Annotated in this window: 14 protein-coding genes and 2 pseudogenes; 11 read left to right on the plus strand and 5 right to left on the minus strand. The window is 71.2% G+C overall.

Annotated elements, in window-relative coordinates; genetic code table 11:
- Positions 1-272: 272 nt before the first annotated feature.
- Entirely contained in the window at positions 273-650 is a 378-nt protein-coding gene (locus tag PUR26_RS01650) for a hypothetical protein (protein WP_329868430.1), read from the plus strand.
- On the opposite strand, the gene PUR26_RS01655 is transcribed toward PUR26_RS01650, so the two are convergent.
- From PUR26_RS01655 to PUR26_RS01665, 3 genes are all read right to left on the minus strand, one after another.
- Positions 601-894, minus strand: coding sequence for a hypothetical protein (locus PUR26_RS01655; protein ID WP_329868431.1), 294 nt, complete (start codon positions 892-894; stop codon positions 601-603). The genes PUR26_RS01650 and PUR26_RS01655 overlap by 50 nt on opposite strands.
- Before the next feature lie 137 nt (positions 895-1,031).
- Positions 1,032-1,208, minus strand: coding sequence for a hypothetical protein (locus PUR26_RS01660; protein ID WP_329868433.1), 177 nt, complete (start codon positions 1,206-1,208; stop codon positions 1,032-1,034).
- A complete protein-coding gene (locus tag PUR26_RS01665; protein ID WP_329868435.1) occupies positions 1,205-1,429 on the minus strand; it encodes a hypothetical protein in 225 nt (74 codons plus the stop codon). Before PUR26_RS01665 ends, PUR26_RS01660 begins: the two co-directional genes overlap by 4 nt.
- Positions 1,430-1,569: 140 nt before the next feature.
- Here PUR26_RS01665 and PUR26_RS01670 point away from each other — a divergent pair, with 140 nt between their 5' ends.
- From PUR26_RS01670 to PUR26_RS01680, 3 genes are all read left to right on the plus strand, one after another.
- Positions 1,570-1,794: a hypothetical protein gene (locus PUR26_RS01670; protein WP_329868437.1), complete on the plus strand. Its 225-nt coding sequence runs from the start codon at positions 1,570-1,572 to the stop codon at positions 1,792-1,794.
- Positions 1,795-1,951: 157 nt separating this feature from the next.
- A complete protein-coding gene (locus PUR26_RS01675; protein WP_329868439.1) occupies positions 1,952-2,779 on the plus strand; it encodes a hypothetical protein in 828 nt (275 codons plus the stop codon).
- Positions 2,780-3,179: 400 nt separating this feature from the next.
- Positions 3,180-3,512 (plus strand): hypothetical protein, encoded by a 333-nt coding sequence (locus PUR26_RS01680; protein WP_329868441.1) that lies wholly within the window; start codon positions 3,180-3,182, stop codon positions 3,510-3,512.
- Between the two features lie 12 nt (positions 3,513-3,524).
- Here PUR26_RS01680 and PUR26_RS01685 read toward each other — a convergent pair whose 3' ends face one another.
- The gene (locus tag PUR26_RS01685) at positions 3,525-3,725 is read right to left on the minus strand and encodes an XRE family transcriptional regulator (RefSeq protein ID WP_329868442.1); all 201 of its coding nucleotides are present in this window, start codon (positions 3,723-3,725) and stop codon (positions 3,525-3,527) included.
- 949 nt (positions 3,726-4,674) lie between these two features.
- Between PUR26_RS01685 and PUR26_RS01690 the strand changes: the two genes are divergently transcribed.
- The 3 genes from PUR26_RS01690 (at position 4,675) to PUR26_RS01700 (ending at position 7,357) form a co-directional block, all read left to right on the plus strand.
- Positions 4,675-5,616: a hypothetical protein gene (locus PUR26_RS01690; protein WP_329868444.1), complete on the plus strand. Its 942-nt coding sequence runs from the start codon at positions 4,675-4,677 to the stop codon at positions 5,614-5,616.
- An 89-nt stretch (positions 5,617-5,705) separates the two neighbouring features.
- On the plus strand, positions 5,706-6,164 hold the full coding sequence (locus tag PUR26_RS01695) for a hypothetical protein (RefSeq protein WP_329868446.1): 459 nt from the start codon (positions 5,706-5,708) through the stop codon (positions 6,162-6,164).
- A gap of 188 nt (positions 6,165-6,352) precedes the next feature.
- A complete protein-coding gene (locus PUR26_RS01700; RefSeq protein WP_329868448.1) occupies positions 6,353-7,357 on the plus strand; it encodes a hypothetical protein in 1,005 nt (334 codons plus the stop codon).
- 3 nt (positions 7,358-7,360) lie between these two features.
- Here the strand turns inward: PUR26_RS01700 and PUR26_RS01705 are convergent.
- Positions 7,361-9,514: pseudogene (locus tag PUR26_RS01705) on the minus strand (FAD-binding and (Fe-S)-binding domain-containing protein); the annotation flags it as partial.
- 25 nt (positions 9,515-9,539) lie between these two features.
- Here PUR26_RS01705 and PUR26_RS01710 point away from each other — a divergent pair.
- From PUR26_RS01710 to PUR26_RS01725, 4 genes and pseudogenes are all read left to right on the plus strand, one after another.
- Positions 9,540-10,397 (plus strand): annotated as a pseudogene (locus PUR26_RS01710) (IS630 family transposase); the annotation flags it as partial.
- Positions 10,398-10,428: 31 nt separating this feature from the next.
- A complete protein-coding gene (locus tag PUR26_RS01715; RefSeq protein ID WP_329868450.1) occupies positions 10,429-10,749 on the plus strand; it encodes a MafI family immunity protein in 321 nt (106 codons plus the stop codon).
- 296 nt (positions 10,750-11,045) lie between these two features.
- On the plus strand, positions 11,046-11,474 hold the full coding sequence (locus PUR26_RS01720; RefSeq protein ID WP_329868452.1) for a RacP protein: 429 nt from the start codon (positions 11,046-11,048) through the stop codon (positions 11,472-11,474).
- Between the two features lie 56 nt (positions 11,475-11,530).
- On the plus strand, positions 11,531-12,055 hold a 525-nt coding region (locus tag PUR26_RS01725; RefSeq protein ID WP_329868454.1), incomplete at its 3' end, for an IS5 family transposase.

Raw genomic sequence — 12,055 nt, forward strand, 5'->3', positions numbered from 1 at the left:
GTACAGCACCACGGCCGACCCGCCGGGCCGGCCGCGCACCACTCGATACCGAGAGGGGCACCACCGTGAGCACGCTCATCCAGCCCGAGGCCGTCGCGGCCCGGGCCTGAGAAATCCTGACCACCTGGCAGGCCGACGAGGAGTGGGACCGCCTCTGGGACAGCTGCGCGAAGTACTCCAGCGACTGGGACGACTTCTACGGCTACCCGATCATCCTCGACTACGACGCGCTCGCCGACGCGCCCGCGCTGTTCACCGAGACCACCCGCGTCATGGCCCTCAAGGCCGCGATGTACGAGCTGACCGGCGGCGACGAGAAGGCCGCCGAACTCGCCCAACCCGTTCCGGTCGACGTCATGTCCCACGCGCTCACCGCCCAGTTCACCGTCATGTCCCGGATCCAGGAACGCACTGGCATCCGCTTCGTCCACGCCACGGACATGGAAGACGGGTTCGCCGGCGGCACCTGGAACCCCGGCGACTTCACCCACCAGGCGTACCGCGCCGCCTTCGGTCCGGTGAACGACCGGTTCTGGCTCGACGCCGACGAGACCGAACGGCGCCGGAAGGTCCTCGACGAGGTATACGCGCAGATCGGCGTCACCGAGCGAGGAAGGAAGGCAGCCATCCTCTCCGCCGCCGCGGCGTAGCCTCCGGCTGAACGGCCGGGGCCTCCTTCGGCGGAGGGGCGATCCGGTCCGGCTCCAGCCCGACCTTGTGCGGGTGTACGCATGCAGGGGTCCGGTCGGCGGTGTAGCGGTAGCCGTCGGCCGGATCGAACGGGCACTCCCACGACGGGCGGTCGTAGACGACGAACGCCTCGCGCGGCAGCCGCTTCGACGGGCAGATCCCGCACGCGGGGTGGTCCTCGCCCTGGGCGAACGGCTCATTCATGACGGCACGGTAGCGGAGTCGGGACACCAGCCACGGCCAGAACCACACGAACGAGAACGGCGCTCACCCCACGGCGGTGCGGGGTGAGCACCGTTGCATGTACCGCCAGGCAGGGGCGTTGGCACCAAGAGGGGCAGTCACTGGCTGCTGCTCGGATCCGGAGGGAACACGTAGACGTACGGATACGGGTAGCCCGGCTCGTTGAACTCCGTGCGGACCCGGTGCCCGAAGTTGGTCAGAATGCTGACGACGGCCGACGTCAGGGTGGCGGCCGCGCCGAAGACCACTTCCTTCTCTCGCTTCTCGGACTTCAAGAGAACCAGCTCGTCCGGCACGTGCCAGGGAGTGACACCCCGGCGGAGGCAGGCCCCACCAGGCTGAGCGTGATCCCGCCGTTCACATGGGAGTCGTCGTCCGAGTCGTCGATGACGTGGACGACGACGCCGACCTTGGTGAGGTCGGCCATCACCTTCGCAGCCAGTTCGGCGAGCGGGTGACCGTCATAGGAGTGCAGTTCAGGCGGCAGTAAGACCATCACGGCAACGTAGTGGGCCAACCCATCAGCCGGTGGCTTCCCGGGAAAGACGACGCCTCCTTCCCCGCGAGACAGCCGAGGGGGGAAGAGGTCGATGTGGTCGGCTGGCTGGGGTGCCCGCGGTGGGCGAGCCTGGGGGCGTGGGCAGTGCGCCGGTCTTCGTGCACCGGCCGTCGCGGTCTGGCGGTCGCCGGGTCACCGTGCATCGTCACGGCCGGGACGAGATCCTGGGCCTGGCGCACTCCGACCACGACCTGGTCGTTTTCCTGGAAGCGGCGGGAGTGATCGACCCGGAGAGGGTGCTGGACGATCCGCGCTGGGTGGAGTGGCGCGGGGGCCGGCCCCATCAGTGGAGCGTTGCTTGACGCAGCTTCGCAGCGCTGTGTGGGGTGGTGAGGGCCCTGGCCGGCAGGCAGGGCCCTCGAGCGCGCTGCCGTGGGGCGGATCATGCACGCGTCGCCCAGCACAACGACCCGGGCGGCGGCAGGGCACCAGCTGCGCCGGAGGGGTGCATGTACCGGTATGGCGGGTGAGCGGGTGCGGTGGCCGGCCGTGGTGGACCGGGCCCGGCAGATCGTGGAGAGCTACGAGGGCGACGTCGCGCTGCGCCAGGTCATGTATCGGCTCGTCTCCGCAGGGGTCCTGCCGCACACGCCGTCGATGTACCGGCGACTGTCCTCCCGGCTCGCCCAGGCCCGCCGCGAGGTCCACGTCCCGTCGGCCTGGCCGGACGCGGGCGCCTTCCTGGGCGAGGCCGTCGACTGGTTCGCCCTGGACCGCACCCGCGGCCAGAAACACGCGCTGTACGTCGCGACGGACGCTCACCGGCTGGCTTGCCGAGTACGGCATCCCGGTCCTGGTATGGTCCGTGGCTTCGACTCCCAGTCGTACGTCGACATCGTCCGCGAGCGCACCGCCCGTGATCCGCGCGCAGCTCACCTGTTGTACGTGGGGGATTTCGACTGCTCGGGCGAGGACATCGAACGCGACTGGGTGCAGCGCACCGGATGCTGGAGCCGGGTCGAACGGATGCTGCTCACCCGCGGCCAGGTCCTCGAGTACGAGCTGCCTGCCACCGAGGGCAAGAGCGGCGATTCCCGCTGGCCCGGTTTCGCCCGCCGCTACGACCTCGACCCCGCCCGCCCGGTGCGGTGGGAGGTCGAAGCCCTGAAGCCGGACGAACTGCAGCGCCTGCTCCTCGCCGCCGTCGACCCGTACATCGACCGTCCCGTGCTCGCGCGGCAGATCGCCCGCGAGGAAGCTGCCCGCCTCGAGGCTGCCGCTCCGCCGGAGCCGCAGGACGGCCCCGAGCCGGACCAGGGCCGCGGATGGTTCCGCCGGCGGACCTGACCGCGTGCCCGCTGTGCGGGCGGCAGCCGCCAGGCCGCACAGCGGGACCGGCCATGACTAATTCCGGTCGCACCCCTGCCAAATGGCCAGAACCGGTGCCATGCTGGCGGCGCGTACCACTTCGCCACCCCCGGCGGAGGAGGCGCACCCGGCCGCGCCCTGCAATCCCCCGGCAGAGCGCGGCCGCGCCGCCCTCCCGGTCCTCCCCGCGGGAGGCCAGGCGCGCGGCCGGATGGGTCTGGCGCTGATGCTCCTATTGATCGTCAAGCCTTGAGGCTTGGGTGAGCCGTATTGTGGCCGGGTGCGGTACTTGGCGGAGTCGTTCATTCTTGGGGCCTTGCGGCGGGGCCGGTCGGTCGAGCAGTTCCTTGGGCCGTGTGGCTCGGCAGAGCGCCCTGGTGTGCGCTATGTCGAGGTTCGTGCGACGAAGGGGCCGTTTGAGGTCTATCTCCACGCGGTCGAGGACGCCGGCAGCGAGAGCTTCTTGGACCTGGGCGAGTTCCCGCCGTTCGATCCAGACGACGAGGCCGGCGAGTTCGGTCGGCTTTTGGGCATGGCTGGGGACCCGCTGGCCGCGGTGGACGTTGCCGAGCAGCACGCTGGAGCCGAGCGGGACCGGTGGGTCAACGAAGGCGTCGTCCAGGACGAGTACGGCGACTTCGTTCGTGCCGGTCGGCCGGTGGGTGTCTCCGCCGACGGCCGGCGATGGCCGAACGTGCCGGACGCTGTATGACCTCGCGTGTGATCAAGCGGCGTTGAGCCAGTTCCGGTAGGCGCTGGCGAGCTCGTCGTCGCGGCGAAGGCCGCGTTCGAGGCTGGAGATGGCGGTCAGCCAGAGCCCGGAGTGGCGGGCGGCAGCGGTGAGCGTGATGTTCTTGGACTGCCGCAGGGGCCGCAGGTCCCCGATGGCGGGGACGGTGACCGTGGTGGTCAGGCAGCGGAACATCGCCCGGACGATGGCCCGCTTCAGAAGCCGGATGATCTCCTTCTTCGTCCGGCGGCGGCGGTCTGGGGGCTGCCGCCCTCTCGCGCTCTCCCGCACCATCCCTCCGTGGTCGAGAGGTGGACCTACGCCGTCGTCGTGCGAGGGCGGAAATGAACGGCGGTGGCGGAGCTTCAGACGGGGGTGGTCGTCGCTTCTTTGTGGGCTGGGGTGTGGTGGCGGGCGGGGGTGGTGGTGTGGTGGTGCGGGTTGTTTCGGGGTGTTGCGGGTGTGGGTGGCTGGGGGTGGGTGCGGGGTCGCTGGTGGGGGTGATGTCGACGAGCTCGATGAGCACGGTGCGCGCCAGTGCCTCTACACCCCCGCGGGCGACCATGACGACGGCGACCGGTCCTGGGGGTACTTGCCGTCTCAGCCGGTGGCCGAGCAGGAGATCACCGAGTGACGGCAATCCGTTCGGGTGACGGGGACTTGACGGCACGGCCCGCACGGGACGGCCGGCCGACCCCGCGCCCGGTGGTCGGCGTGCCGGGGGCGTACGTCGTCGATGACGACCAGCTCGTAGGAGGCGGGCGAGCGCCTCGGCCGGCGGCCGGCCCCGATCTTTACGCGGACACCACGCGACGCGGCTGTGGGCCGACCGTGCCCCCGCGCAGCGCCGGACCGGAGCTCGTACGGCGGCTCCGATCCGGGCAACCCGCTGCCGGGCAGACCGGGACCTGGGCCTGCGCATCGCGACTGACGCGCTGAACAACCCCGGCCGAATGGCCAGTGGGCGCCCACGGCCGGGCGTGGGCGGCGGCGGTGCCGTTCGCGGGCACATTTCGAAAGCCTTCGAAAGGCTGTCGGGCCGGCGGGCCGCCCCGCGAGACTCCTCGGTACCGGGCAGGCCGCGACCGGTTCGCGGCCGGAAGGCATCGGGCCCTGGTGACCCACGTATGTCAGGAGCACATCAGTGACGAGGAGAGCGTTCTCCCGACGGCCGGGCCGGATCGGCCGGCACCGGCTGACGACCACGGCGCTGGCGGGGACGGCCCTCCTCCTCGCCGTCACCGGCTGCGTAAGCGCCGGAGCACCGGCAGGCGAGGGCGGAGCCCCGGCACCAGCAGGGACCGTCGCCGCCACCACCACCCCTGAGCGGAGCCTGCTGCACGACGCGGAACAGGAGCTCCAGCGCCGGTGCATGACGGGGGCCGGGTTTCGGTACTGGGCCAAGCCCGAGAACCCACTGCCCGAGGCACGCGACTTCCCGTACGTCGTCGACGACGCACAGTGGGCCGGGCGGTACGGCTACGGCAGCGTCCTCGAACCGCGGGTCGAGGTGCTCCGCCGCCAGGACCCGAACCGGGTGCACTTCGGCGGCCTGTCCCCGGAACGCCGCCACGCCGCCGTGACCGCCCTCAACGGCACCACCGACGGGCAGGGGCTGCGCGCCGAACTGCCCGGCGGCGCGGTCGTGGGACACAGCGGCAACGGCTGCCGGGTGACGGCCTGGCGCGCCCTGTACGGAGACGTCGCCGGCTGGTACGCGGCGAACACCCTCGTCGGCAACCTGGGCGGCATCAGGCGGCAGCGGGTCGCCGCCGAACCCGAGTTCGCCGCAGCCGTACGGGCCTGGTCGGCGTGCATGCGCGAGCACGGCTCCCCGTACCGGACCCCGCGCGAGGCCAGGGACGCCTTCCTCGGCGGGAAGGGCGCCCCCGACAGGGCCCGTGAGGTGCGCGTGGCCGTCCGGGAGGCGCGGTGCGCACACGACAGCGGCCTGGCGGCCGTCGCCCAGCGCCTCGACCACCACCACGACCGGGAACTCCGTCGTGAGCACCGCACCGCCGTGGAGCGGGTGGAGCGGCTCCGGGCCGCCGCCCTGCCGCGGGCGCGTGCCGTACTGGGCCGCTGACCGGCGGTCCGCCACCCCAAGGCCCCCGTGCGCACCAGCACGGGTCGCTCCCCCCTGCACCGACAGCCGACATCACACGAGGAGAGTCCATGTCCAAGAACCGCATCACCCACCTCATGGCCACCGCGCTGGCCGCGGCCACGATCGGCCTGTTCCCGGCAGCGGCGCACGCCGAGACCGCGCCGACGGCCGGTACCGCGGTGGCGGCCGGCACCACCACCGCGGCGGCCGACGGCTACCTGTACGCGTGGGAGCACTCGTGGAAGGGCGGGCGACAGGCCACGTGGTCCGGCGACAGCGACAGCTGGGCCGACCGGAACATGCGCAACCAGGCGTCGTCGGTGCATAACAACGGCTTCGCCGGCGCCTACGAAGACGTGCGGCTCTTCTGGCACACCGACCAGAGCGGGGCCTGGTACTGCCTGGGCAACGGCAGCTACCTGATGGACATGCGCTACGACCGCTTCCCGGACAACGGAAACGGCGACGGTGACGGCGAGCCGCTGAACGACAACATCTCGTCGCACGACTGGGTCAACGCCTGCTGATCACCCCACCGCACACCGGGCCCGACTGCTCACCGGCCCGGCCCCGTGCCCCCGCCGCCCGCGCGGCGGGGGTTTCGGTCGTTCTCCCCCACCATCCGGCCAACGCCCTTGCGGTAAGGCGCCGTTCCCCTAGGCTCCCAGCCGACCGGGGACGACCGGTCACCCAGGGGACCCATCGGGGGATGGCCATGCCCAAGGAACCGACCGTGCCCGTCGGCCCCACGGAAGACCTGCGACTGTCGGTCAGCAGGCTCCCGGGCACGACGCTCTTCTCCGTCATCGCCGACACCTTCGGCCACGCCTCCCACGGGATGCCACCGGAGTGGCGGCGCGTCATCCGCGACACGGCACCTCCTGCGGCCGCGGCGACCCTGCGGGCACTGCTCACCTCCAGCCATCCCTGGGCACCCGACTCGCTCGCCCTGACGTCGGGCGTCGGCACCGGGGGCGGAACGGGCACCGCGACCTCGATCACCGACGAGTTGGACCGCATCGAGCCGGACACCCTGCTCGGTGAGGTGGAGCACCGGTTCGGCAGCGCCGTCCCCGCGCCGTGGCAGCACGTGGCCGAACGGCCGGGGAAGTTCCTCGACACCTACCGGACCCTCACGCGCGCCGTCTGGGACGCCTTCGCCCCGCTGTGGCACCAGGCGGACGCACTGCTGGGCCGCGAAGTGGAACGCGTCGGGGTCGCCTCCGTCACCGGCGCGCTCGACACGGTCATCAACGACCTCGGCGCCCCCGTCCGTTACGCCGACGGCCGGCTCCACCTGCCGCACCCGTGCCCGCAGCACGCCACCGGACCGGGGCGGCGCCGGTTCGTCCTCGTCCCGCTGGTGTCCGGGTTCGGCGCCTGCACGTACAGCGCGGAGGACCCGGACCTGCTCTGGGTCGGCTACCCGCTCCCGGGGCTGGGCCGGCTCGCGCACCGGTCCACCGAACCGCACCCCCCGCCCGCGCAGGACCGCCTCGACCTCGTACTGGGACCGGTCCGCGCCGCCCTCCTGCGCCACGCGCGCCGGCGACCGTCCGTGTCGGAAGCCGCGAGTCTCGCCCACATCACCGTCAGCACTGCCACCTACCACTGTGACCGACTCGCCCGCTCGGGCCTGCTACGGCGCCTGCGCCACGGCCGGGAGATCCGCCTGTGCCTCACGGACGACGGTGCGGCTCTGCTCGACCTGCTGGCATGAGCGTCATCGGCGGGTCGCGCGGTCCAGATCGAGGAGCACCGAGTGGTAGGGACGGCCGTGGCGTGGTGCATGCCGAGCTCGCACATGCGGTTCGCCGAGAGGTACGCGTCGAACGTCCGGGCCGTCACTCCGCCGCCTCCCGGGCCGTCGCCGATTCCGTCAAACTCCAAGTGCAGCATCCCGCGGTCACCCGCGAAGGCGCAGCATCCGGCGTCGTCCGGGACGACCACCTCCTCGGCGCACGCCGCCGCGATCAGGGGCAGCCGGCCTGGTCGTTGAGGTGCCGCATCGCGCACGTGGGGTGGACGACCGCGGAGGCCGCCCTGCGCCGTACCGTCAGGTGGGCGGGAGTTCGTCGGCGGCCCAGACGACCGAATCCAGCACGGTCAGCTCCGCGTGCAGCTCGCGGTTGCGGCCGCTCAGGTACGGCACCACCTCGCGGGCCAGGCCCAGCGCGCACGAGGAGGCGTCCACGACCAGCGGCAGCCGGCCGTCCGCGGTCCAGCCCCAGGCCGCCTCGACGACCCGGTTCGCCATCACACAGGCGCCCTCCTCGTACCCCTTGGAGTGCCAGATCGTGGCGCAGCACATGCCCGCTACATCGGAGGGGATCCACACCGGTCTTCCCGCCCGCTCCGACAGCGCGACCACCGCTTCGGGCAGGGACGGCCCCTCGTACCCATTCGGTTCACCGAAGACCCGGTGCACAGGCCGGGTAGTACACGGCGACCGCCCCCGGCCGCTCCGTCGCGGGCAGTTCGGCGACAGCGTCGGGGATCTCCGGCAGCCACTCGGGCCCCCAGATCGCGCCGCACCGTCGTGCGCAGCAGCCCCGTGACCGAGGCGGGCAGCCGGTCGTCGAGCCGGCGCCCGGTGGCCACCGCGCGCCGCGCCGAAGCCTCCACTGCCGCGAACCGCCGCGCGGCCAGCGCCGCCATTCGCTCCTCCCGGGCCGAGTGGTGGGCGTGCCGCAGCCGCTTCATCAACGCACCCGTGTCGATGCTCACCGGGCAGGCGAGCGCGCAGGTCGAGTCGCCCGCGCACGTGTCGACCGCAGCATAGCCGTATGTCGCGAGAAGGATGTCCTCGACGGGCGAACCGGGGCTCTGGCGCATCATCTCGCGGCGCAGGACGATCCGCATGAGGCGTCGTCGTCAGGTCCTGCTGGGACAGGTAGGGTCACAGAAACCGCACTCGATGCACGCGTCGGTGATCGGCTCCACCCGGGGCACCGTTGCCAGGCCGCGCAGATGGCCCCTCGGGTCACGGTCGAGGACGATCCGAGGAGCGAGGTCCCCCTCGGGGTCGAACGCCTACTCCAGCTCCAGGAAGGGCGCGATGTTCCGGCCGGTCGCGTGCTCGGCCTTGAGGGAGCCGTCGAACCGCTCGACGGCCAGCTTGCAGAAGTCGTCCATGAAGGCGGCGTACCGGTCGACGTCGGCCGGGTCGGTCGGGTCGAAGGCGAGCAGGAAGTGCAGGTTGCCGTGGGCCGCGTGCCCGGCGACGGTGGCGTCGAAGCCGTGCTCCGCCTGGAGCGCGAGCGCGGTGGCGACGAGCGCCTTGCGCGCCTTCCAGTAGCCGCCGACCGTGCCCGCCTCCCGGGTGAACTCATTGGTCACCGACGCCATCGGCGCCACCAGCTCGATGTCCCGCAGGACCTCCGGCCGCCCGTTCGTACGCCGCCAGCGCCGCCGTGTCGGGGGCCCGGAACTCCACCAGCAGGGCCGTGGTCGGGCCGGGCAGCCGCGCCCAGTCGGCGGGCACCCCGTCCACCCGGACCGAGGCCCGCAGCGTGTTGCCGTCCATCAGCTCGACGGCGACCGCCCCCGCCTCGGTGAAGCGCGGCACGGCGGCCGGCAGCGAAGGGAAGAACAGCAGCGCCGCCGCCACCTCGCGGTCCAGCGGCAGGGTGTCGAACACGACCTCCGAGATGAAGCCGAATGTGCCCTGCGAGCCGACCATCAGCCCGCGCAGGATCTCGATGGGCGTCGCACTATCCAGGTAGGCGTCCAGCCGGTAGCCGTTGGTGTTCTTCAGCTCGTACTTGGTGCGGACACGGGCCGTCAGTCCCGGGTCGCTCTCGATCTCCGCCTTGATGGCGAGCAACTCCGCGCACAGCCCGGGCTCGGCGCGCGCCAGTGCGTCGTCGGCGTCCGGGCCGCATCCAGCGCCTGCTGCACGAGTCAATCGTGACGACGAGGACTTCGTCGTCCAGACGGCCACCACCCGCCCGACCGTGCTGGGCAAGCCCTTCACCCGCTGGTCGATCCGAAAGCTCGCCGATCACCTACGGCACAACCGTGCCCGCCCCGTCCTCATCGGCCGGGAGGCACTACGGTGCTTACTCGCCCGCCGTGGGATCTCCTTCCAGCGCACGAAGACCTGGAAGGAGTCCCCGGACACGGACTTCGACGTCAAGCTGGCCCGGATCGAGTACGCGATCAACGAGCGGCCGGACCGCACCTTCGCGTTCGACGAGTTCGGACCCTTGGGAATCCGCCCCACCGCCGGCTCCTGCTGGGCAGAGCAGACCCGGCCCGACCGCCTGCCGGCCACCTACCGGCGCACCCACGGAATCACCTACTTCCACGGCTGCTACTCCGTCGGCGACGACCAGATGTGGGGCACGAACCGGCGCCGCAAAGGCATCGACCACACCTGGGGCGCCCTGAGAACGATCCGGGCGGCCCGCCCGGACGGCGCCCCGATCTACGTGATCCTCGACAATCTCTCCGCCCACCTCAACTGGAGAATCCGCAGGTGGGCGTGCCGGAACAAGGTCGAGCTGTGCTTCACCCCGACCTACGCGTCCTGGGCCAACCCCATCGAGGCGCACTTCGGACCGCTACGGCAGTTCACCCTGGCCAACTCGCACCATCCCAACCACACCGTCCAGACGCGGGCACTGCATGCTTACCTGCGCTGGCGCAACCAGAACGCCCGCCACCCTGATGTTCTCGCAGCCCAACGACGCGAACGTGCCCGCATCCGCAGCGAGAAGGGAATCCGCTGGGGCGGGCGCCAGCTGAAAGTTGCGTGACCGTTCTGACGGCACCGGCAACACTGACGCCATGACCGTTGATCGTGAGGCTCTTCAGGCCAGCTGGAACCAGACCCGTGGGCACCTGGAAGCCGCGCGGGCCCATCTCGCGGGCCTGCCCGACATCGATCTCTCAGCAACGCTGGAGTTCCTTGCGCACGACGAGCTGGAACTCGCCTTCGACTGCCTGGCCGAACTCGGTGACGACCTCGACCTGCCACTCAGTTTCTGGAAGTACCTCGACCGAGCCGCTCGTGAGATGCGGCTCTACAGCGATGCACTGCACAAACCCCACCTCACGGCCGCCGACCTCTGCCACCGACACATTGCCGCTGCCTCCGAGCAGGAGTGACCCACCAACCCGGCGAACCTTCCCGGTCACAGCACTAGTGTCGGACAACTGGGCTGTAGTCGAGGTACGAGAGGCTTGAGGTGCTTGTCCGTCTCGGGCTGCCGGCCTCTAGGCTTTTCAGGCCGCGTTCCCGGCCGTCAACGCTCCCACGGTGAAGTTGACCCGGGTGAAAACCGTGGGCACTTGGCCACCACCCGCCCCATGAGTTCCGTTCGGGGAACATCGAGACCGCGGTCGACACCGGCAAGGTCGACGTCGACGGCGAGCTGGCCAAACTGCTGCAAGGCGAGTAGGCGATGCCTCGCGCTTCCGAGCGCAGATCACCCGCCGCCCAGCGACACGCCGACACCGTCCGGTTCGTGCTCTTCGAGGCCCGCCCGGCCGGTCTGACCTTCATCCAGCTGGTCAGATCCAGCGAACTGTCGCCTCACCAGACCCGCTCCGGCCTGGCCTGCTTGCGGGACACCATCACCGAACGCGGCTGGCCGCCCCTGATCTGGACCAGGAAGGACGGCTACAAGTTCTGCGCCGACCCCGCCGAACTCCAGGCATACGAGGTCGCGGTCATCCGCGGCAAGCTCACCGAGATCCGCCGCTTCATCACCGCAACCGTCGCCCCGCACGCCGCCCTCCAGCCCAAGGGCAGGTGGATCAAACACCTGAACACCCAGCTCAACTCAGTCGAGTCCACGCTCGACGTCATCGCCGACTTCACCGATGCCTGACCGGCGGGGCCGGCCGCTTCGCGGCCGGCCCCGCTCCGTCCTTAAGGGAGGAAACGTTGTCGCGGCGACGCTGCTATCCCTCCGACACCTGGGACGACGAATGGGCCCTGATCGAGCGCCTGCTGCCGACACCGGCCTGCGAGACGAAGGCGGGCGGCCGTCCGGAGAGGCATCCCCGCCGGGAGATCGTGGACGCGATCCGATACGTGGTCGACACCGGTTGCAAGTGGCGGGCTCTGCCGAAGGACTTCCCGCCCTGGCGCACGTGTTACGGGTTCATGGCCCGCTGGGCTGCCGCCGGCGTCGTCGGCCAGCTCCGTGACCAGCTCCGCAAACGCGTCCGCCGGGAGATGGGCCGGGCGCCCGGCGCGGTCGCCACCGTGATCGACTCCCAGTCGGTGAAGGCCGCCGACACCGTCGGCAAGGACTCCCGCGGCTACGACGCCGGCAAGAAAATCAACGGCCGCAAGCGGCACCTGGTCGTGGACACCAAGGGTTTGCCGCTGTTCGTCATGGTCACCCCGGCCGACATGACCGACCGCAACGCGGCCAAGGAAGTGCTGTTCCGGCTTCGGCTGATG

The sequence above is a fragment of the Streptomyces sp. SP18CS02 genome (assembly GCF_036322365.1).
In the GTDB taxonomy this organism is placed as follows: domain Bacteria; phylum Actinomycetota; class Actinomycetes; order Streptomycetales; family Streptomycetaceae; genus Streptomyces.